The 20,155-nt window shown below is 42.7% G+C and carries 22 protein-coding genes; 4 read left to right on the top strand and 18 right to left on the bottom strand.

Features of this window, described 5'->3' with window-relative positions:
* Window positions 1-753 precede the first annotated feature (753 nt).
* Window positions 754-966 carry a hypothetical protein gene (locus tag H3S94_RS10295; protein WP_075914034.1) on the top strand — a complete coding sequence of 71 codons (213 nt, stop codon included), beginning with the start codon at window positions 754-756 and terminating at the stop codon, window positions 964-966.
* Window positions 967-1,196: 230 nt separating this feature from the next.
* On the opposite strand, the gene H3S94_RS10290 is transcribed toward H3S94_RS10295, so the two are convergent.
* The 7 genes from H3S94_RS10290 to H3S94_RS10260 form a co-directional block, all read right to left on the bottom strand.
* Complete coding sequence (locus H3S94_RS10290; RefSeq protein WP_077993282.1) at window positions 1,197-1,433, bottom strand: hypothetical protein; 237 nt, start codon at window positions 1,431-1,433, stop codon at window positions 1,197-1,199.
* A 7-nt stretch (window positions 1,434-1,440) separates the two neighbouring features.
* Complete coding sequence (locus H3S94_RS10285; RefSeq protein ID WP_077993281.1) at window positions 1,441-1,785, bottom strand: hypothetical protein; 345 nt, start codon at window positions 1,783-1,785, stop codon at window positions 1,441-1,443.
* Window positions 1,786-2,265: 480 nt separating this feature from the next.
* A complete protein-coding gene (locus H3S94_RS10280; protein WP_198240975.1) occupies window positions 2,266-2,532 on the bottom strand; it encodes a hypothetical protein in 267 nt (88 codons plus the stop codon).
* Window positions 2,529-3,194, bottom strand: coding sequence for a lysozyme (locus tag H3S94_RS10275; RefSeq protein ID WP_198240974.1), 666 nt, complete (start codon window positions 3,192-3,194; stop codon window positions 2,529-2,531). The genes H3S94_RS10280 and H3S94_RS10275 overlap by 4 nt, the downstream gene beginning before the upstream one ends.
* 262 nt (window positions 3,195-3,456) lie before the next feature.
* Window positions 3,457-4,371 carry a glycosyltransferase family 2 protein gene (locus H3S94_RS10270; protein ID WP_198240973.1) on the bottom strand — a complete coding sequence of 305 codons (915 nt, stop codon included), beginning with the start codon at window positions 4,369-4,371 and terminating at the stop codon, window positions 3,457-3,459.
* Window positions 4,372-4,420: 49 nt separating this feature from the next.
* Complete coding sequence (locus H3S94_RS10265; RefSeq protein WP_198240972.1) at window positions 4,421-5,932, bottom strand: hypothetical protein; 1,512 nt, start codon at window positions 5,930-5,932, stop codon at window positions 4,421-4,423.
* A gap of 847 nt (window positions 5,933-6,779) precedes the next feature.
* The gene (locus tag H3S94_RS10260; RefSeq protein WP_198240971.1) at window positions 6,780-8,279 is read right to left on the bottom strand and encodes a hypothetical protein; all 1,500 of its coding nucleotides are present in this window, start codon (window positions 8,277-8,279) and stop codon (window positions 6,780-6,782) included.
* A 782-nt stretch (window positions 8,280-9,061) separates the two neighbouring features.
* Between H3S94_RS10260 and H3S94_RS10255 the strand changes: the two genes are divergently transcribed.
* Window positions 9,062-9,346: a hypothetical protein gene (locus H3S94_RS10255; protein ID WP_198231543.1), complete on the top strand. Its 285-nt coding sequence runs from the start codon at window positions 9,062-9,064 to the stop codon at window positions 9,344-9,346.
* Window positions 9,347-9,424: 78 nt separating this feature from the next.
* On the opposite strand, the gene H3S94_RS10250 is transcribed toward H3S94_RS10255, so the two are convergent.
* The 5 genes from H3S94_RS10250 to H3S94_RS10230 are packed head-to-tail and all read right to left on the bottom strand — an operon-like array spanning window position 9,425 to window position 12,601.
* Complete coding sequence (locus tag H3S94_RS10250) at window positions 9,425-10,042, bottom strand: hypothetical protein (RefSeq protein WP_198231542.1); 618 nt, start codon at window positions 10,040-10,042, stop codon at window positions 9,425-9,427.
* A 1-nt stretch (window position 10,043) separates the two neighbouring features.
* Window positions 10,044-11,096: a hypothetical protein gene (locus H3S94_RS10245; protein ID WP_198240970.1), complete on the bottom strand. Its 1,053-nt coding sequence runs from the start codon at window positions 11,094-11,096 to the stop codon at window positions 10,044-10,046.
* Window positions 11,097-11,264 carry a hypothetical protein gene (locus tag H3S94_RS10240; protein ID WP_188318021.1) on the bottom strand — a complete coding sequence of 56 codons (168 nt, stop codon included), beginning with the start codon at window positions 11,262-11,264 and terminating at the stop codon, window positions 11,097-11,099.
* Between the two features lie 3 nt (window positions 11,265-11,267).
* Window positions 11,268-12,209 carry a tail fiber protein gene (locus tag H3S94_RS10235; RefSeq protein WP_198240969.1) on the bottom strand — a complete coding sequence of 314 codons (942 nt, stop codon included), beginning with the start codon at window positions 12,207-12,209 and terminating at the stop codon, window positions 11,268-11,270.
* Window positions 12,206-12,601 (bottom strand): hypothetical protein, encoded by a 396-nt coding sequence (locus H3S94_RS10230; RefSeq protein ID WP_198240968.1) that lies wholly within the window; start codon window positions 12,599-12,601, stop codon window positions 12,206-12,208. Before H3S94_RS10230 ends, H3S94_RS10235 begins: the two co-directional genes overlap by 4 nt.
* 547 nt (window positions 12,602-13,148) lie before the next feature.
* On the opposite strand from H3S94_RS10230, the gene H3S94_RS10225 reads away from it, so the two are divergent.
* Window positions 13,149-13,703 carry a hypothetical protein gene (locus tag H3S94_RS10225; RefSeq protein WP_198240967.1) on the top strand — a complete coding sequence of 185 codons (555 nt, stop codon included), beginning with the start codon at window positions 13,149-13,151 and terminating at the stop codon, window positions 13,701-13,703.
* Window positions 13,704-14,137: 434 nt separating this feature from the next.
* Window positions 14,138-14,494, top strand: a complete 357-nt coding sequence (locus H3S94_RS10220) for a hypothetical protein (RefSeq protein ID WP_149866676.1) — start codon at window positions 14,138-14,140, stop codon at window positions 14,492-14,494.
* 191 nt (window positions 14,495-14,685) lie between these two features.
* Here H3S94_RS10220 and H3S94_RS10215 read toward each other — a convergent pair whose 3' ends face one another.
* The 6 genes from H3S94_RS10215 to H3S94_RS10190 form a co-directional block, all read right to left on the bottom strand.
* Window positions 14,686-15,735 (bottom strand): tail fiber domain-containing protein, encoded by a 1,050-nt coding sequence (locus H3S94_RS10215; protein ID WP_198240966.1) that lies wholly within the window; start codon window positions 15,733-15,735, stop codon window positions 14,686-14,688.
* On the bottom strand, window positions 15,722-16,165 hold the full coding sequence (locus H3S94_RS10210) for a hypothetical protein (RefSeq protein WP_077993255.1): 444 nt from the start codon (window positions 16,163-16,165) through the stop codon (window positions 15,722-15,724). Before H3S94_RS10210 ends, H3S94_RS10215 begins: the two co-directional genes overlap by 14 nt.
* Entirely contained in the window at window positions 16,162-17,628 is a 1,467-nt protein-coding gene (locus H3S94_RS10205; protein ID WP_077993254.1) for a hypothetical protein, read from the bottom strand. Before H3S94_RS10205 ends, H3S94_RS10210 begins: the two co-directional genes overlap by 4 nt.
* Window positions 17,629-18,324 carry a hypothetical protein gene (locus H3S94_RS10200; RefSeq protein ID WP_077993252.1) on the bottom strand — a complete coding sequence of 232 codons (696 nt, stop codon included), beginning with the start codon at window positions 18,322-18,324 and terminating at the stop codon, window positions 17,629-17,631.
* Between the two features lie 4 nt (window positions 18,325-18,328).
* On the bottom strand, window positions 18,329-18,706 hold the full coding sequence (locus tag H3S94_RS10195) for a hypothetical protein (RefSeq protein WP_198240965.1): 378 nt from the start codon (window positions 18,704-18,706) through the stop codon (window positions 18,329-18,331).
* 130 nt (window positions 18,707-18,836) lie between these two features.
* Window positions 18,837-19,955 (bottom strand): N4-gp56 family major capsid protein, encoded by a 1,119-nt coding sequence (locus H3S94_RS10190; RefSeq protein ID WP_075914047.1) that lies wholly within the window; start codon window positions 19,953-19,955, stop codon window positions 18,837-18,839.
* Window positions 19,956-20,155: the final 200 nt, after the last annotated feature.

The following is a 20,155-nucleotide window of genomic DNA, read 5'->3' as shown; positions in this document are numbered from 1 at the left end:
AAAAGCATAAGTTGAAGGTGACATGCCGAGCTTATAATAACATGTTTCTAGTTAGTTGTAGTTGCAGCCGGAATGACTGGTGATTCGGTAATAAATAGGGGTCTCACTCTATAACACTACGTGTAAGATGGCGGTTGATAGACATCACCAAGGTAAGGGGCTGCGCTTTTCCAGAATACCCTTCTTTTGGTCATTTCCTCTTCCCTGCTTGTTGCTTTCCGCGCCATTGTCGTTGATGGAGTGGGCGAAAAAGCCAAGAGGTTTTATGAACATTTCGGATTTTTCCAAATAAAAGGAATGGACATGAAACTTATTCTTTCTACCGCCGATATTCTAAAATCATCCTTGGAAGCTTGTGATGGAAGAGATTGCTGATGGGCGATTGCTTCATGTTTTTCAAGACGGACGATAGTTTCAATTATTTTTCTTTTTCCCCCGCGAGGTTATCCGGAAATTCAGGAAAACAGCGCAAATCCAAGCAAACCGGAACCGGGTATGAGCCACTGCAAAACTCGTTGCCGGTATTGGTTTTATTGCGGCAGGCTCATAAAAAATGTCACAGAAATTTGCGATAGCCGGAAAACAGATTTATTAAAAAAGCGGATTTCTGATTTAGCGTAAAATAAAAATACCGGTTGAACCTGCAACTCGCTGACCGCATATAAACGACATGAAAGCTTCGTTCGGACTATAGGTCTCAACGATTTTTTCATTGACTCTTTTTAGAAAAATAAGAACAATACGAGAACAAAAATGGAGTCGCGTAAAGTGAGCAAAGCTGTTTCAAAAGATAGTTGTGAAGACGATATTGATGGCCTCATTGCAGCCTATGACGGGGATGCAAAAGCCCTCATTAGAGCTTTGCTTGATGAGCGGAAAATGCTTATTCACCAAATTGAAGTTGCGGCTTCCGCTATGTCTGTCGGCTATGGTCGGGGGTGGAAACCGAAATTGCCGATTGAATAGATCGACTGTTCTTTATTTGTTTGCCGTTTATTTTTTTAACGTTTCTGTGTTTATTTTTTACGGTTTATTTTTGCGTTATGATTATATTTTCGATTTCGTGATGCGCGCGGGAACCCTCAAATCCGGTAATGTGTGATAAAACTTTCATCTCATGCTGATAAGTGCATGTTTCTGTAACGCGCTATTTGTTCAAGCTGCAATTTTCCCTTATGAAAGACGAAAAACAACGGTCAACAAGCCGACAGGATTTTGCATTTGGCCGGTTCAACGGTATCGGCGGAAAAGTTGATTGAAAAATTGCAATCGCGTTGCTTTTTCGGCAATGTTTTAGCAAGCAAAATATTCGGAAGAGGAAACCCGTCGCGCTGGAATACGCTTATCCACCTTCCTTTGTATTGATAGGCAGCAAAGCCGATATGTTCGTGAAAAGTACCGATTTCAAACGGTGAATGGAACAGAATGGACAAGACTGTTTCAGGAGCCGAATTTTCTTTTCAAAAATCCTATTCCAATATCAATAGCTGCGACACCCAAAGCACCGCATAAAAAACCGGCAAGGCCAAGGAATTTTTCCGGAACGGCATAGGAACCGTCAATAAGGTCGGATTTATCGAGCAGATGATAGAGTGCGTTGGCGGCAAGCTCGGCGCCATAAATAGCGCACAGAGCACCGCCAACCCATTCCATTACACGTTGCGGCCATTTTTTTGGCGCGCCATTAAGCTGGCTTAAAAAACTGCCACATGCACCGGCAAGAGCAAGAAGTCCGAACCTGACAAGATAGGCAAGCCAGTCGGGAGGGGGATTATTTTCTGACATTTGATTATTCCATGAAAGGCGCGAGCCGTTATTCAAATATTATTTGCGCTAATAAGTTAGTCGGCGAATATTATGATAGGCGGGCGCAAGTTGTGTCGACAGAGAGGGGCAAGTAGAACTTTAATAAGTCGAACTGGTTTGTAATTCTCCGAGAGATAGAATGCCGGCGGAATTTTTCATCTATGATATTTATTGGAAACTGCGAAATACCGCATTTCATATTTTATTATAAAACTGGTGATCGGGCTTTAGCCGGAAAATTGCTTTAGTTGTCCGTAAGATGTTTTCTTCCGGATTGTTCGACAAATCGTGTAAAAACATCGATATCAACTTGCCGCCAATTTATCGACTTTTAATGAATGCCTATTGGCATAAGGTTAAGAAGTTTTTCATTTCCAGCATTTCTGTTTTTGCCCGAAACGGTCGGTCGAGATGATCCATTTGGTGATTGCAGGTTCGGTTTCGACAAGACGCGGCGCGTCATTCACCTTTGGCGGTTTTGTCCAACCCGCGCAGGAAAATTTTGCATTGGTCTGGCACCCCGCCAACAGCAAGGCAGCGCTGATAAGGAGTAAGAGCTTCAACTTCATTTTCAACCTCGTGAGAATTTTCAAAGGCAGTGATTGCAGCCTTTAACGACTTTTGTTTTTCCAATCGTTGCCCGATAAAAATACCGCCGGAAGCGGCGGCAAGAATAACAACAATGATGACGGCAATGGTGATTGACAGGCGTTCGAGTGTGGTCATAATTCCGCCTCTCTCAATCGTTTGATGAAATAGAAACTGCCGATTGCAACGCCGATCACCATGACGGCTGCTAACGCCCATTGGAACGGTCCTGAACCGGTGGCAAAACCAGTCAAGCCGGAAGCGACGCTGATAACCGGCCCGATCACTTCCGGTTTCAACACCGGATGAACAGTTTTTTGTTCCGGCACGACATCTTTGGAAGCGACATAAGCCCCCTCCATCCACAGATACCCTTCTGCCCGACGCCGGTTGACAAGGCCTTGAAGCTTTTTGCCCCCCGCTTTGATCCATTTCATTAATTCGGTCGGAACCGCATCAAAATCGCCTTTATTGAGTTTTTTAAGGAGCGTCGAACTTTTGAAAGCATTGATGCCGACGTTGAAAGCAAACGATACCAGAGCTGCAAACTGGTTGTCATTGAGCTTCACATTGACGTTGTTCTCGACAGCCGCTTCATATTGCGTGAGGTCTTTCAGGAGAATGCTTTCAGCTTCGGAAGCGGTGATAACCATTCCTTGATGTGGTGCGGGCGTTCCAGCCGCTGCCGTGTGCCCATATCCGATTGTCCAGACGCCGCCAGCGTCTTTATAGGCTTTGGTTTTGAGGCCTTCCCATTGTTTCAGTTTTTCAAGGCCGTGGGGGCTTATTTGTCGTGTCATGGTGTTTCCTATCAATGATAAATGAAGGCAATAAAAAACCCCGCTAAAAGCGGGGCTGTGGTTCAATATTCAATGAAGTAAATTTTTGCTTTTTTTAAAAACCGGATGCTGTTTCATCAGACAAGGGAAAACGGTGCTCCTAAACTCCGGTTTATCAAACCGGATTTGTAGCAGTTGGAATTTTCCTCATCCCTGAAAAAGCGGAAAGGGCGACCGTGAGATAAAACGATTGGCGCAACAAACGGATCTATAATTATGATTGCTATTTTACCGCAAGGTAAGCAAGTTTCTTCATATCGCCCCGTGTTTTCTTGACGAGATCCAGAATAAGCGCAACCATAAAGCTCATAGCGCCTAACAGTCCAAGAAAACCGGCAAGAACTGCTGTTGGCAGCCGTGGAACCAGTCCGCTTCTTGCATATTCGGTAATAACCGGAATGCCAAAGGCTAGAGAGATAATCCAGAACAACAGTGCAACGATGGAATAAAACAAAAAGGGGCGTTCCAACTGGATAAGGCGGATGATGGTCAGACCAACCAGAAAACCGTCTTTAATCGTTGAAAGCTTGCTTTCGGAACCTTCCGGACGTTCTCCATAGGGGGCTTCGATTTCATCCAGTGCAACATTCATTTCCAGGGCATGAACAGTAACTTCTGTTTCGATTTCAAAACCGTTGGAAGAAATCGGAAATGATTTGACGAATTTATGCGAGAAAATCTTATATCCGGATAACATATCGGTAATTTGCCGTCCGAAGATAAATTGTATTGCGCCGGTGAGTGCTTTGTTTCCGAAACGGTGGCCAAAAGGATAGGATTCTTTTGCCTCGGAAACCCGACGAATATTCATGTAATCAAGTTTTTCATCAACAAATTTGTCAATCGCAGATTGGGCGATGGATAAATCATACGTTGAATCACCGTCGACGATCATTATAACATCTTCATCAAGGTCTCTGAATGCACGTTTGATAACATTGCCTTTGCCTTGTCGTTTTTCACTACGCACAATTGCGCCGGCTTCTTTTGCTATTTTGACGGTGTTATCAGAAGAATTATTGTCATAGACATAAATTGTCGCGCCTTTAATGTAACGCTTCGCATCCGTGATTACAGATTTGACGGTGATTTCCTCGTTATAACAAGGAATAACAACTGCGATCGAACACTTTTCCATATTTTTATTCCAGTTTATATCAAATATCAAAAGTTCCAAAGTCACTGATTTATAAGATTATACCGATTAAAAATAAAGGAACAGTGACCGACGCTGCAATCATTCTCATTTTCTTTGTTCCGAACACTTGCCGCTTTTGACTGTAATAGCCGAACGCAGCCAAGATGCACAAAATGCTTAATAGCAAGCTTGGATAGGAATATCGGAAGTCGGAAGAAACACCGACGAATAAGAAGCCGATAAGGTAGATCATGCCGGAAAAAGCGACAACATTCAATGTCCTGTTAAACCGGTCGTTTGTTGCAAGGGTTGAAAGATAGAAAAACAGCAGGATAAGTAAAAAGACATAAGGGTGGAACCATAATTGATATCCTAAAGATAAATTTCTATTATCAACAAAATCAGACCAAAACTTCGGGGGTGGAACTTTATAGGTCAAAGGATCGGTAGGGTCGGCAAGACAAATATAGCCAATTCCGATTGTGAAAACGGGATTCAAAACAGGCCGATGTCCCTGATAATCTATGAATCGGTTAAAATGTGAAATTCGGTGTTTAAGATAGGCCCGGGGGTGTTGGATAATTGCAGAAATCCAAGCATGGCGAAGTTCGCTTCTCGTTTGCTTTAGGACTTTTTGTCCGTCATACCGTCTATCGAAGTAATGAATTGCGATTTTGCTGCAGATATTTTGTCTGTCCCAGTGAGCAATTTTATCCCATTGAAGTGGAGTATAGCATTTATTTATGATTGCCATTTGGTCGGGAACTTCCGGAATGTCAGGAAGCGTCGGATGTCCTATGTTTTTCGCGATTCCCACCAGATCAAAAAACAACAAAGAAAAATCGGGCGCTTCATCCCGTGCTTTCAATAGTTTGATATTAACTAATGATGTCGTTGCTACGATACATAGCACAAGGATGAAACACGTAATATAACGATAAATGATGGGAGATTTCCAGCCCATCCAGATTGCCACCAGTAAAGGCATTGCAATAAAACAACCATTTGGACGTACATAAAGGCAGAAAATCAGGATCACGGTTGTGATATAAAATCCGAATGTTTTCTTTTTTTCCGAAATTGCTGCATCTAGCATTATTGCAGAAACAAAAAAAATAAAACACGCAAGTAAAGTGTCTTTTAGTACGACATAAATAAAAGCAAATACAGGAGTTATAAATAATATTAATAAACAAATGAAACCTGTCAAAATACCTTTTGATATATTTTTTGCTATAATATATAAGCCGACGAATATCGAAAGTAATTGTATTATCCAAATAACGCCTCGAATATCGGTAAAAAATAAAATAAGTTGCCACAATCTAGAAAATAAAGGAGAATGCCAATTACCAACCGTATTATGATATACATCGGAAAATATATAAAAAGTATCTCCAGTAAATGCTCCCGGATAAAAGTTATATATCAACCATAGAAAAATTATTCCTAAACAGAAGAACAAATAGTTATCTTTCAGAAAAGATGAAGTGTCTTTTATAAGATAATGTACATTATTATTAAATTTCTTTTCAAGATTCTTATAAAATCCGGTTTCCACTGCTTAGTCCTTTGCACATTATCCAATTGCTGGTCATTTAGTGCCAAATAAAAACGCTGCTGTTAATTTTTACAGATGATTGGAATTGAAGCTCTATATGGTACCCCCCTATATCATGTCAATCGTGAGAGGATAAAATTGCGAATTTTTAAAACAATAAAAGTGTAGCTTATATGAACGACAACGTATCAATGGTATCATGAAAGATTTTTTGGAATACGATATCTAAGGTTATTTAATTTTACCTTATTATTTTCAAATTACTATACATAGAATATAATTGTTTTTAAAACAAAAACAGAAAATAAAAGATATTATTCATTGAACTAAATTGTAATAAATTTTAATTAACAATGGTAGAGTAATTTGTTAAAGAATTTTATGTTGTTAAATGCTAAATCAAAAATATAAAAGGATTATGTTGCTTGGATTAGAGAAATTCATCAATATTGCTCACGTCTCAGTAAAACGATGCGGCTATGCGGGCTTATCTCGTTCAAGATGGATCAGTTGGAGAACCTAGGAATTTTATCTGTGCTCGAATGATTTTGGCTTTGTGCAAAAAGGGGGGGGGGAGAAGCTTTATCCTGTTGCAACTGTCTATATTGCATCTGTTCATGTGTGTTTAGTGTTTTCGACGTTAAGTCAATTGGTAAATAAAAGTTTCCACTCCGGATTCTTTGGTGAAATTTTACGACGTTGGTAATTGTAAAATGAATTGCGGCCGTAAAACTCTGCCAGCCTTCACTCATAGCCATTATCCGGCAGCAACCAGCCGCCGGATCAATTTAATTTTCAGCTTTTCCCATTATTGTAGTTTTTTAAATCTTCTTTGATTTTAAAGAGGCTACAGAATGATGCCGATTAACAATAATGGAACTGTGACAACGGTTGCAATCTTTCGCATTCTTCTGTTTCCGAACACTTGCCGCTTTTGGCTATAATAGCCGAATGCAGCCAAGATGCACAAAATACTCAACAGCAAGCTCGGATAAGAATATCGGAAGTCGGAAGAAACACCGACAAATAAGAAGCCGATAAGGTAGATCAAGCCGGAAAAAGCAACAACATTCAATGTTCGGTTAAACCGGTCGCTGGTGCCAAGCGTTGAAAGATAGAAAAACAACAGAATAAGCAAATAGACATAAGGATGGAACCATAATTGTTTTCCCAAATCCATATTAATAACAGAATTCCACAGTCGAGGAGGCTCGACGATGTAGGTGAACTCCGGATCCGGGGCACGATAATCAACATTAAATCCTACCGTTTTGATATAAATCGGTCGGAAAACGGGACGATGTCCCTGATAGTCTATAAAACGGTTAAAGTGAGACAGTCGATGTTTTAAATAAGCTACCGGATGCTGTGTGATGGCTGCAATCCAGGCTTTACGAACCTCTTGTTTGAATTTTGCGAGGTGTTGGGGGCCTTGGTCAAACTGACTATATACATAGAGTGCAATATTGTGCGGGTCCCACCGTTTTAGAAGTGGATCCCATTGTATAGGTGAATAGTCACGTTTGAATTGACTTACTTGATCGGGAACGCCCGGAATATCAGAGAGGGTGGAAACTCCGGTATGTGTTGCCACACCTGCAATATCAAAAATCATCAATGAAAATTCCGGAGCATCATCTCTACCTCCCATTAATTTGAGATCGACAAGCGGGGTCGTCACTATAACGCAGATGACAAGAACAAGACATGAGATGTAACGATATATAATCGGAGCTTTCCAGCCCATAAAAATTGCGACCAGTAGAGGCACTGCAATAAAGCATCCGTTGGGGCGCAGATAAAAACAACATACCAGAACGAACAGTGAAAATACGTAAAAGAATACGGTCTTCTTTTTGTCTGACATCGCACCATCAATCATCAGCGCTGCTATCAAAAAGGCAAATGAAGCGAGATAAGTATCTTTCAAAACAACAGTTAGGAAAACAAAAACGGGAGGCATAAACAATATGAACAAGCATATAAGACCTGTAAAAATGCCTTTCGAAATATTTCTTGCAATTATGTACAATCCCAAACAAATCGGGATCAAAGATATTAGTACATATATACCTTTTATAGTTGTAAAAGATAAAATAATCTGCCAAAATCGTGTTAAAAGTACAGAATGCCAATTTCCAACGTTGTTTTTAACTGCTTCTGCATATATGCTGAATGAATCATTGGCAACTGTTCCTGGATAGAAAGCGTAGAATAGCCATAAAAATGCACAAAATATACACAAAAATAAATAGTTATCTTTTAGAAAAAGTGGAATTTCTTTTATAAGATAATGTACATTATCATTAAACTTCTTTTCAATATTCTTATAAAATCCGGTTTCCACTGCTTAGCTCTCTTCACATTATCAATATGCCGGCCATCTAGTGCCAAATTAAAAACTGTGCTGTCGATTTGTATGCACCTGCTTGGAGCAGAAGCTCTATATTGTGCAGGTCATCGAGTCAATAGAATGCTTGAATGTAAAGAGAATGCGTTCTTCAGAGCGTTTATTACTCATGAATGTGAAATTAATTTATATGTAAAAGTTATTTTTTATATTTTTTAATTTAATAATTGTATATATGAAAATATTTATAATAAAATATGAATTATTAATATAAAAATTATATAAATAATTATAATATTAATTGTAAAAAATTTTAAAATATAGAAAATTATATTTTAAATTTTATATAAAACACATGAATGGTATTTATATGTTTAAAACTGAAGAACCAGTCGACGCATATAAAACAAAAACGGCCTTATGACGGCAGTTGATCGGCAATGCACCAAGTAAGGCCTCTGACTTGTTTCAAGAGAGGTTATTGAAGAAAATTTTTTCTGACAAAGCCTCAGCAAAATTGATTTTTAACGTTCTTTTCCGGAAGGTTGCGAACTTTGCGATGTACCAATTGATACGTGAAAAGCAAAGATCGGCAACAGAGGTTGTTTTTACCCTAACGGATTTGACATTTAACGCAAACTTTGTGGCACTTTGTTTTTAGACTGTTCATTGATGGAAAATTTGAAAGTTTCATATTTTGCCTTTTGAAAAAAGGTGGCAGCGTATGATATTATGAACGCCAGTCCGGTTTCATTCGGGAGGAGTATAAAATGACAAGCTTGGCAGATGAATTTCATAAAGAAATGTTAGCTATTTATGATAAAGCTCGCGATGAAGTGGGGATAAAACTGCCCAGATTTAAACAAATGGTTGAGCATAATGGAGGCGTTTTAGCCGCGAAAAAGTTGATACACTCCAATTCTGTTTCTACCGGTTTTTCCAAACTGTTCGAAAAGGGCCGGCTTGATTTGACAGTTGAATCTCTTGTTGCAAACAATGAAAAATGGCACCCGCTTTTTGACGAGGAAGAAATAAAAAAAGCCAGAGCGATGCTTCGACGGTAAAAACAACCTCATTCATTTACCAAAGGCAATAAAACCCCGCAAAAAAAAGCGGGGTTTTCAGGTGGGGAGCGGCGTTGGTTATTGGATATTGGCAGCCCAATTCCATAAAGTATCGAGCTGCGCGTCTGGTATTTTGTTGACTTCGGCCATTTTTTTCAGCAGTGGAAAGTCCCGATTGAAGGTGGTTGCCTTGGAAATATCAATGAATACGCTTTCACGTTCTTCTTCATCGGGAATGTAAAAGGGGCTATTTTTGTCGGCAATACCGCTTGAAAGATCCTCTTCTCTAACGCCGATGACAAGCGCCGCCTGCCAGAATTGCCGCGCTGATAAGGGTGGAAATAATGCAGGAGGTGCGACGATCTTTCCACTATCCCATAGCTTGCCATAGACACTACCGCCCTGACCGAAAGTTTCACCACAATTTTCATCAATGCCGATAATATCAAATCCGGCGATTTGCGACTGTTCGGGGTCGTCCGTCATGGAAATAATATGTTTGTTATCGTCAACAGCGATATAGAATTTATGCGGATATTGCTTGAAGAGGTCGTGCCATTCAATGCCATCTTTATCTTTCAAGACGTTAATTTTTACGGATTTTGCTTGGTGTATAATGTTGCCTTTATCGTCTTTAATGTCTTCAGCAAGACTGATTTCTTCTTGCGTTATTGTAAGTTTGCCAAAATTTCTCATTTTACCACCCTCCGAGAGCAAACCATCCACGGTTTGCAATGTAAACTTGCGGTTGGCTATAGCTGATAACTTCCCATTGGGAATTTATTTTCCATAAGCCTGTCATAACGTAACCGGATGGGACAGGATTATTGAAAGCTGACTTTCCGCCTTCACCAGGGGTAAAGGCAAATTCTCCATAACCGGCAAAACGGGCATCAGTGACGCACTTGTTTTGAGCAGCAAGAGAGAGATCCGATGCATACTTACATGCACGATCTTCAATATGATTGTAAAGGCTTCCGCGAGTCCAACATTCACCACGAATATTTCCGTCAGGCTGCCAATAGGTTTTATCTTGAATGTTTATGCTGTCGGCAAAACGCGTTGTTCCATTATCATAAAATTCGGCCACATCCCCGAATTTGTTGAGATATATATTCAACGACTTACCAGTAAAGACGAAATCGGAATAGCACTCTCCGTCTCCCGAAAAATCAAAATGAATCCCTATGTCGTAACTTCCGGTCCCTTTGGTATTAAACCAACCGTTCGTTTGAATGCTTTTTGTACAATTTAAAGAACCGTTAATGGTCAGGTTGCCATTTAAGCTTCCGCCAGATCGCGAAAGAAAGGCATTATCCAGATTTGCTATTTTTTTGCGTTCGTCGGCAGACATGATTTTAGCATTGGCAGCTTCTTTCATATTGCCCATATCGAACGTATCCGCCTTCTTATGCGACGGGTCATAGATTGCGATTGTCATGTCGCCACCGCCGGAAAGGGTCTGCCAGCCGTTACCGGATAGAAACGTCGTGCTTGAAGGTATTCCATTGGTTTCGATTTCGGCTAAATTGACTTTATTTTTTCTGGCCAAAGTGCCGAGATTTTCGGCTTGAATTGCACTATCGGCTTTTTTGCCCTGTTCGGCGGTTGCAAATTCGCTTGTATCGGCTGTTGCCGCAGTTCCCAGAACCGAAGGTGTTACAACTTTTTCGTTGGAAGCGCGTGCGACCATATCCTGTTTTGTTGCAGTGGGAATTTCAAAATTATGTGTATGATAAGGTACTGCCATTTAAACCCCCATTTTGTCCAGACGTTTTTCAATTTCCTCCAATCTCGTTTCGAGAGGCTTTGTGAGCGAGGAAAGTGGTACATGAGCTGTGTGATTATTGGCGTAAATTAAAATCCGGATTTTTTCCGGTTCTTTCACGCCGGATATTGCAAAAGGTTGTTCATCCATTGTTCAGGCCTTGATGATGTATTGGATAGCGACATTGACAGGTCGTGCTTCATTGCCGCCGTCAGCATTGATGGTGAGACTGTGGCTGTGTCTGCCCGACATTGCGGTGTAATCGGTTGTTTCTGCAAACCAGCTCCAGCCATTTTTGCCGTCCGGCCCTTCACCTTTGTGCACCCAACGGGTATAACTATGGTTGTGTTCGCCAGCCTCGCCAATCGAGCCTGAATGGCTGTGCCATTTGTTCTGGCTGTCCTGAAAAGAGGCAAAGGCACGGTTGGGGTCGATATTCTTACCGGCATCTGTTCCGCGTAGAAAAACACCGCGCAAATCCGGAACGGCAAAGGTTGTTTGCCCGTCGCCTTTTCCCCACCATTCGCCAATCGCTGAAAAGAGTGCGCCATATTGAGTTCTTGATAATAAGCGCCCGTCACAGGGTATCCAACCGGAAGGTGCGGTCGGCGCACCGAACATTGAAATAATACCTGCCGGCGTTGATTGTTGAGGTGTCGGTGAAGACAAAAACCAGCCGCCGCTTCCATTGTTCAGTAAACTGCAAAAGACAATTTCATAGAGAGCGCCGGTCTGAATATCCCCACTTTCCAAGGGTTTTACCCCCTGATAGGTTGCCTTGAAAACCGGCTTATAATCAATATTGTTGAGGCTTATCATCGGTTGCTCGATATTCACACCGAGCGCGCGAAACCGCAATGTTATGCCGTTGATATAAGCAGTTACCGGTGTTTTCGACTGTATGGCAATGCGTGAAGAGGACCCTTCGACGGTAACATCGCCGCCAATATCGCACATATATTCGCGCACACGCTGCATCATCGAACGGGCGGAATTGTTGACCGTGCTTGGCGGCTGCCCCTCTGTCCAGTTGATAATATTGTCGGCATTGGCATTGCTTGCCGCCGAAAGTGACCAATCATAAATCGAACTCATAACATTCCTCCATTATTGGTTTTCGACTGCATGTTTGATAAAAGGCGCAAAAGTGCCTGCGATTGTTCGGTTGACGGGCCACGCACCGGTTTTAGTTGCATCGAGCTTGTCTGCGGTGCGTCAACATTGCCGAGGGCAATCAATGCATTGGCAAGTGAACCGGCGCCTTTTTCAAGGCCTTTTTGCGTTTGCCCGTCTTCCAGTAATCCGTAAGCGGTGGTGGGGCTGGAAGGATTATCTCTATTGTTATCGCCCGCTTCACGGGAAGGGGCGGATAGGCCGGTTTTAAAGTTTTGACCGCTATATCCCAAGGGGCCAATCGAGCCGAGCACAGGCGCATTGTTATTGGACGGGCGGTTAGCCCAAAAATTAAAAAAAGAACTTGAATTCATGAGGTAGCCTCCATTCGGGTGGAATTTTTCATTCGCGCTTCCGGTCGTTTCCGGAGCGTTCTGGCAACGTCTATTGACCGGTTTTGAATGATAAATTTAAAGGTCGAGAAGGCCAGGCTGGCGGGGTGTCAAGCCATTTGCCGCCTTTTCACTAAAACGCATTCTAAAACGCGAAAAATTGTTAAAAATAGAAGCGCATTCAACGCTATTTTAAATTCCGTTATTTGTCTGATAGAGCTTGCGAGATTTACATAAGGTTTGGCACGGCTCCAGAATGCCACCGGTTGTTTTTCCAAGAAAATTTGTAAATCGGCGTTTACGAAATCCTATTCTATCTTCAAAAAAGACAAGCCCAAAAACACTATGAAACTGTTTTAAAAACGAGCAGCGGTAATCTTCATTTTTTGGGGGCAGCAGAACAAGAACAATCCGCTCTCATTCGTGGGGGACTTTCCAAAAAAACCATAAAGCATGTTTTACTGGCTATTGAAAGCGAGGAAAAGCAGTTATAAGAAATCAAATATTCCAAAATTAAAGAGCCGAACCAGTGGAATTTATATTTGACCTTATCTTTGACTTTATAGTTTTTCTTATATTATTGGTTATAATAATATTTTGTGCATATCTTCTGTCTTTGCCATTCAAACCGGCATTTGAAAAAAATAATTTAAAGCCTTCCAATTATTCAATAGTTGTTTTCTGGTTTTGTCTGGCGACATCTTTGTTTGTAGCTTACGATGTATTTGATGACCCTTTAATCGCGAACATTCTTGACTTTAGCCAAAACCCGAATCCTGACTTCACACCTTTTTATAAATCGGACAAACTCGTAGATCACGAACACACTTTGTCTGGCTCATCCGGTTATCAAATTTATTTATATCTTGTTCCCCCTGAAAAACCGATGGATGCCAAGGATTACGTTGAAAAAACATTGGCAGAAAGGATGGATTTTCTTGATTATAAAGGTCGCTCTCTTGCCTGCAATTTATCCGGCAATTTTAAAGAGCTGGGCTATATTTTGATTATTTATTCTTATAATGACGATAAAGCCACATTTTTATACGATCGAAAAGCATGTGAAAAACAAAGCATTCATTGATCTTCATCCATTGCATAGCAGGGTTCCATTTCACGTAAACATTGTTCTTGAAACGTCTCCTTTTATGTTTTGAACAAAACACACATTAAAAAAGCGAACTTAGGGTTGTTCTAAACGAGCCGTTTTCTCTCTTCTTATAAGACGATAAAAATAAGGTACGCGTTGGACACAATGGCGAAAGCGTTGCACCTTCTATTGAAAGCCGTCGAAGGGCCGTGTAAGTAACGACATATTTTAAACTTGTCGGACTTGATCCCGTGGAATTCATCGACGAACTCTTTGAATATTTGGCTGTTATATTGGGTATTCTCGTTATCGAGAAAATTCTTTTCTTCATTTTCAGCAGAATTTTAAAGAAAACGGAATTGATGTCCAATCATCTATTTCTAATGGTCATTTGTATTATATGTATTTCGATACCGGCATATCTATATATGTGTATTGCTGACGGACGCACAAATAGATATAAGAAAAACAGATCTCAATATTTTTCTATAAACTTCAAGCCTTTTTACCAATCCGACAGGCTGGTTAAATATGCCGATGTCGAGGCAAATGAGCGGGGTTACGATGTCTACTTGATACTTGTAGATCCGCGTGAACCAATATCGGCAAAGGATTATGTCGTACAAACTTGGGAAACGAGGCTTGATTTTCTCAATAGTCAAGTTCGTTCGGTCGGCTGTGATATTATTTCGGCAAATGACACGGTCGATCAATTGAACATTATCTATACTTATAAGGGTGAAAAGGCGAATTTTATTTATGATAGTAAAATGTGTCTAAAATGAATCCGGAGACAACGGCTTGTTCCTGTTGTTTTTGATATTTACTTCAATTTTATTTTTAACGTTATATTGAAGGTTATTTCAATTATCTTCCTTATATTTGAAATGCTTTTAAATATCGCCAAATCGGTTTTACTGATGGGGATGAAACAGGACGATAGCGAAGATCCGGCGGATAACACAACGCCAATTCTTCATTGAAGCCTTTCCATAGGAAATCCGAGCTTGTTGTAATTGACCATTAACAATCCGCTTTCGGGGTGGGTCACAACTTTATCGGGGTCGGTTTTAAGGATTTCTTGCGCGATGACACCGCGATAGCGCTCAGCCCTTCCGATATAGTTGAAATCATAGACATTGTAGCCGTTGCGTTTGCCCGCATAGCGGATATTTTCTTTTGTGCGTTGGTCCGAGAGACCAAAAAGCGATGACAGCGCACCCAAACCGTTTCCTATTGTGGTGAGCGCACCATTCTGTTGTTTTGTTGTTTGCGTTCCGCTTGACGTTCCGTAATTTCCGGCCGCTCCTTGAGCCGCACTTAAAAGCATGGCAAGCCGGTTCCAGCCACGATTATCTTCTTCATTCCATTGGTCACGCGCTGCATCAAGTTTTTGCTGGTTGTTCTGGTCAAGGATTGTGCCGCCTTTCAAAGCATTGAGAAGATTATTGCCTTGCCCTTGAAAATAATTGCTTGCGGCCGAAAGCTGGTTATTGTTTGCCCTGTCGATAAGTTCATTGGCATTGAGCATATTTCCAACATCCTGATTATACTGGTTGGAAAGTGCCGTTGTTGCAGCCTGTCCCAATTGTCGAGACAGAACACCGCTATGGGCGCCCGAACCATAACGACCAGCACCGCTCATTTGACTGTTGATGGTGGTGGCGGTGTTATCAAGTGTGTTTTGTAAAGCCTGATTATAGGCTGTGTTTCCCCCCACCATTTTTCCTGAAGCCATATCGGCAAGGTTCTGGCCACTCGCATTTTTGCCGCCTGCAAGACCTTGCAAATAGCTGTTGCCATAATTGGCGGTGGCGTTTCCAAGCCCGCTAATGGCATTTTTTGTTGTGTCACTTAAATCGGCCACCCGCGAGCCTTGATAAACATTGCCACCCTGACCGGAATTATAAAGGTCCATGGCATCCTTGGCCGAGCGCTTGAAGAGCGGTGCCGCCCATTCCGGCGGGGCTGATGTCTCGGTCTTCGTTTGTGTGGTTTTTGCACCTTTTCCGCTACTTCCGCCCATTGTTCAATTCCTTTCGATATTTGACCACGCTTGGCCTATAGCCATGTGCGCGCATGATTTTTGACCAGCCGATGCGACCGATCGGGCAAATTTCGGATGCGCCGATGGTTTTTGCCCATTCTTCTATCGGTTCGATCATATCGGCTATTTTCTCGCCGCCGTGACCGGCAAGTTCGAGGAGTTCGACACGTTTTTTCCCGCTCGCCAGAATTTCGATATGCGAGGTGACGAAGGCGACAAAGTTTTCTTTCTCGTCAACAATGATCCATAATTGCCGCTCGCCACTTGCAATTTCTTCTGCCATTGTTTGAAACGATATGTCATCGGGAAAACGACGGGCGATTTTCTTCATCGCCTCTGTGAGATCGCCGCTATAGCGTTTCATCCGCTCATAAGGCCAGTTTTCGGTGAGATAGATTTTATAGCTCATCTTTTTCCGGCTCTTGTAAAATCGACATTGAAGCCTGCAATATGCGACCATTTTTCCCCCGCCGGAACACGCAGGCGAAATTTGTGAAAACGCGCCCGCGAGCGGCCATGGTAACGGCCGGTATTATAAGAGGCGGTTTTCTCTGCCGACCATTTTACCGGTTCTTGCGGGTTTCTCCGCATTCTTGCACCAATTGCAAGCAAGGCTTCATTCGTGTCTATTTGTGCAATAACATTTTCCAGCCGGTTTATATCACCATTGGGGGCTGCAATTTCCTGCGAGGAAACTATTGCCTCCATAGCTTCTCCCGAAAAGGAGCCCAAACGGTAATCAACTGAAAAAGCGCCGAGAATGGGCGCACCGCCTTGCCAGATTTTGCTATCCAGCGAAAACGGCAAATTTTCCAGAATAGTTGAAATATTATCAAGCCCGTCCAGCGTGTAACCGCTTGTATAAATCGGCATGATGCTGCTTGCCGCAATATTGATAACCGTCCATTTTTGCAGGCCCCAGTCATAAACCATCAATTCGTTCATCACGCCCGAACCGTTATAATCCATCGCCCAATAAACGCGGTTATAGAAAGGGTCGATTGCGCAGAACATTTCGGCAAGATTATTGGCATTCATGCGGGTAAAGACCGAGCGATCGATTTTTTCAAAACCGATAGGTATCACCGCGCCATCGCTTGTAATCTGGAAAAATCCGCCTTCATCGGCATAAAAGGAAAATTCACCGCGACTGCTGATCGAATTGGATGATTTTGCACCGCGTTTGTCATGAATTTTCTGGAATGAAAATATGATGTCGGAACCGGGAATGAATGTGCCGCGATAAATCGCCGATTGCAAAAAAATAATCGGGTTGGTTGCTTCACTCGATCCTTGAACACTGCCGCCATCCGGAAAATCCTGATAGTCGCAAGACTTCTCGCCCACTGTCCAGAATTCCGCATCATTAAGGCCCGACCAGTAAACGCGGTTGGGATTATCCGGCAATTGCATGAGGCAAACAAAATCGCCCCACACTTTGACAGCTCCCGCCCGTGGCGGATTTCCGCCAAGATTGCGGAATTTTGCCGAACGGTTCAACTCGAAAACCTGTGGCGGGTCGTTTTTGTTGACGGCGATAATATAATTGCCGAAAGAAGCAAAAGACCAGCGTGCCTCATCGGAAGCGGAATAGATTTTTCCCGTTTGAGTGATGTCGCGCCAGGAAAGATCGGTATTGTCTAGGACAAACAGTTTTTTTGCAGTTCCGGCAAAAACCGAGGTTGTTCCGTCAAGTGACCGTGCAGCATAGGCTCCATAAGGCTTTTCCGGAAACGGCTTGGAAAACGCTTTGAAGCCGGGCATTGGAATATAACTGCCGTCGGCTGGCAAAACATTCAATATATCATCGCTATAGTCGCTATTGATGTCGGCAATGTCGGGGCGATATTCAGCTATGGTTAAAAATGTCATTTAAAACACCGTTGCTTTGATTTTGCCGCTACCATTGCGCCGCGAAGTTTCCGCTTTAAGCGCAGAAAGCTGCTCGTTAAAATCGGCAAACGCTGTTCGAGCGCTATCGGCATCTTTCAAAATATCTTTATAAAGCTCGTATTTTGCCCGCGCTTTGACAAGGTCGAACGCATCGAGAAACCAGGGGCTTTCCTCGTCGGCTTTCAAAACTTCTTCAAGCCGGTAAGGCTCAATCATCAGGCGTATTTTGTAAACCTTGTCAGGGCAGGGAAAGAGCCGCAGTTTTTTTGAAAAATAACAATAGGCATAAGGTTCGCCATGGGCGGAACCCGCGCTTTCAAGTTCTTGCGGGGAATTGAGACTAAGCCTTTTTGCGTTTCCATCCGATTTTTCAATAAAAACAAAGCGGATACCGGCCGCACTTGCAATCGCCTTTTCGGTTGTTGCGCCATACCATTCCTGATTTTTAGTCGTCAAAAAGGTAATATCGCGCGTTTCATTGAAATAAAGCGGTTCCCGTGCTGAAAAGCGGATGGCCGAATAGATTGCTTCCTGAATTTGGCTGATATATTCATTTGTCGTGTCGTCAATTTCATCCTGAATAATGGCAATCATATCCGAAAAGTTTTTGTTTTTCGGCTGGAGAGAAGTGGGAAGACTTGTAATCGGCCCTGTCGTGGTAATGATAATGGCCATAATATTAAACCTTTGTTTTCCGGTTTTTCTTCGAGTTCAGGTCAGGTGTTCTCAGCCGCTTCTTTCCGCTTGCGGTCTTCAAATCGGCGGCTGTTGATTGCGTTGTTGTTGCTTGCGCCGGTATGGAAGGCGCGGCTTTCAGTTTTCCGGCTTTTTCCGCAGTGTTTCGAGATGTGCTTCCATTTTCCGCTTGAGGTTTTTTCACTCTCGCTTTTTTTGCCGGTTTTCGGGACAAGGGCGCGGCCCTTATATCTCGCACATTTATATCTTGCACATTTGTATCTCGCACCTTCCCGCTGTCTGCGACAGGTTCATTGAAATCCATCAATATCCAGTCGGTATCATCGCTTGAAGGCATGTCTATAGAATAAGCATGGGTCATTTTTTGTTTCTGACAAAATCACCGGTTTTTTTAAAAAACACGGAAAGGGGAAAATCGCGCTTTAAACAGCTCGTCGAACAAAAAGAAAAAGGAGCACTTGCCCCTTTTTCTGTTGTTTCAAATGGCGTTCTTAAAGCGGCTCGGCATAGGTTGAAATGACGATGGTTGCGAAATCCTGTTCGCCGATCGTGCTGTCTTTCAGTTTGAAGTTTGTTTTCTTCATACCGATCAGGGTTTTTGCCGCAACACCGAGTTCGCGTTCATAGTCGAAAAATTCTTCAACCAGTTTATAGCGCGTTGGTCCGCGGTCCTTGCCGAAAGCAACGATGGAAGCCTGTGCACCCAAAAGCACCGCACGACGGGTGTTTGAAACAGGCGTGGTCGGGTCGGCAGAATTGACACCTTCGGTAATATGTTCGGCTTCACGCAGAACCACCCCGTTATACATGCCGAGCGAGCCGTCAAAAATCGGGTTTTTGGCGCGCGAACCCTGATAGGCCGCTTTTTGAATATCAAGCCATTGGCCGGTTGCCGTGTTGGTGCGCAATGCCGTCACCTGTGTCGGGTGCAGGTAAAGCACATAAACACTATCACCCTCGACACGCACAGGGCGCAAACGCGGATTGGCCAATTTCGCCCGCTCCACCGCTTTATCAACCAGAGAAAGATTGAACACATCTTTTTCATCAAGGCTTTCGTCAGTGGTTTTGCCATTCGGGCGAATAATGCGCTTGTCGGTCGGGGCTGTCGGTTGGTTAAAACCGTAATGCACCGGCGACAATGAAATGGTGCGCCCTTCAAAGTTCATTTGTGTGGCGGTATAGCCGCAAACATGGGTAAAAAACATAAGCGACAAACGGTCGGCATACCAGTCGGTCAAACCGTCCTTGGCTTCGCTGCGCAAATCGAAAAGTACGCGCTGCTGGTCGATTGTGCCCTCGTTTTTCACCCTCACAGCATGGGCAAGTTCATTGATGATAACAGCATCATTCAAGGTTGAAAGGGCTTCTTCATTGCCCTCCAGTTTAACCCCTTCCGAAACGCCTTCGCCCGTCAACTGGGTGCGCAAGCCGAAACGGACAGTATCACCCGCGCCTTTCTGGGTTTCGTCTTTAAGCTGGATAATGCTGTTGGTGTCGGTTCCGATCAAAGGCGCAATCTCGGTAGCTTTCGATACTTCGACGGCAAGTTTCTTCGACCAGGCACGAACAGCCAGAGGGTCGTTCACCCCGATGGATGTAATAGCCATTATGGCCTCCTAAAATTCAATTGATTTTCAAGCTTTTTGTCGCTTTAACGCGAGCGAACCAACGAAACCGGAAAACCTCCGGTGGGTGAAAATGATAACGTCCATTTCAAACGAAAATCCGCAAAAGAAAAAGTTGCAAGTTTTAAAACAAACCCGCACAAACTTGCTTCAAGGTTTTGAAAGCCTGAAGTTTTGCAAGC

It is taken from the genome of Bartonella sp. B10834G3, assembly GCF_016102505.1.
Taxonomy (GTDB): domain Bacteria; phylum Pseudomonadota; class Alphaproteobacteria; order Rhizobiales; family Rhizobiaceae; genus Bartonella; species Bartonella choladocola.
Note: the sequence above shows the minus strand (reverse complement) of the source record. Positions and strands in the feature narration are given on the sequence as shown.

Excerpts from the sequence above, each read along its gene's own strand:
- H3S94_RS10295 (WP_075914034.1), top strand. The coding sequence starts at position 754 with ATGGAGTCGCGTAAAGTGAGCAAAGCTGTTTCAAAAGATAGTTGTGAA.
- H3S94_RS10285 (WP_077993281.1), bottom strand. The coding sequence starts at position 1,785 with ATGTCAGAAAATAATCCCCCTCCCGACTGGCTTGCCTATCTTGTCAGG.
- H3S94_RS10280 (WP_198240975.1), bottom strand. The coding sequence starts at position 2,532 with ATGACCACACTCGAACGCCTGTCAATCACCATTGCCGTCATCATTGTT.
- H3S94_RS10275 (WP_198240974.1), bottom strand. The coding sequence starts at position 3,194 with ATGACACGACAAATAAGCCCCCACGGCCTTGAAAAACTGAAACAATGG.
- H3S94_RS10270 (WP_198240973.1), bottom strand. The coding sequence starts at position 4,371 with ATGGAAAAGTGTTCGATCGCAGTTGTTATTCCTTGTTATAACGAGGAA.
- H3S94_RS10250 (WP_198231542.1), bottom strand. The coding sequence starts at position 10,042 with ATGAGAAATTTTGGCAAACTTACAATAACGCAAGAAGAAATCAGTCTT.
- H3S94_RS10245 (WP_198240970.1), bottom strand. The coding sequence starts at position 11,096 with ATGGCAGTACCTTATCATACACATAATTTTGAAATTCCCACTGCAACA.
- H3S94_RS10240 (WP_188318021.1), bottom strand. The coding sequence starts at position 11,264 with ATGGATGAACAACCTTTTGCAATATCCGGCGTGAAAGAACCGGAAAAA.
- H3S94_RS10235 (WP_198240969.1), bottom strand. The coding sequence starts at position 12,209 with ATGAGTTCGATTTATGATTGGTCACTTTCGGCGGCAAGCAATGCCAAT.
- H3S94_RS10230 (WP_198240968.1), bottom strand. The coding sequence starts at position 12,601 with ATGAATTCAAGTTCTTTTTTTAATTTTTGGGCTAACCGCCCGTCCAAT.
- H3S94_RS10220 (WP_149866676.1), top strand. The coding sequence starts at position 14,138 with ATGTGTATTGCTGACGGACGCACAAATAGATATAAGAAAAACAGATCT.
- H3S94_RS10215 (WP_198240966.1), bottom strand. The coding sequence starts at position 15,735 with ATGGGCGGAAGTAGCGGAAAAGGTGCAAAAACCACACAAACGAAGACC.
- H3S94_RS10210 (WP_077993255.1), bottom strand. The coding sequence starts at position 16,165 with ATGAGCTATAAAATCTATCTCACCGAAAACTGGCCTTATGAGCGGATG.
- H3S94_RS10205 (WP_077993254.1), bottom strand. The coding sequence starts at position 17,628 with ATGACATTTTTAACCATAGCTGAATATCGCCCCGACATTGCCGACATC.
- H3S94_RS10200 (WP_077993252.1), bottom strand. The coding sequence starts at position 18,324 with ATGGCCATTATCATTACCACGACAGGGCCGATTACAAGTCTTCCCACT.
- H3S94_RS10195 (WP_198240965.1), bottom strand. The coding sequence starts at position 18,706 with ATGACCCATGCTTATTCTATAGACATGCCTTCAAGCGATGATACCGAC.
- H3S94_RS10190 (WP_075914047.1), bottom strand. The coding sequence starts at position 19,955 with ATGGCTATTACATCCATCGGGGTGAACGACCCTCTGGCTGTTCGTGCC.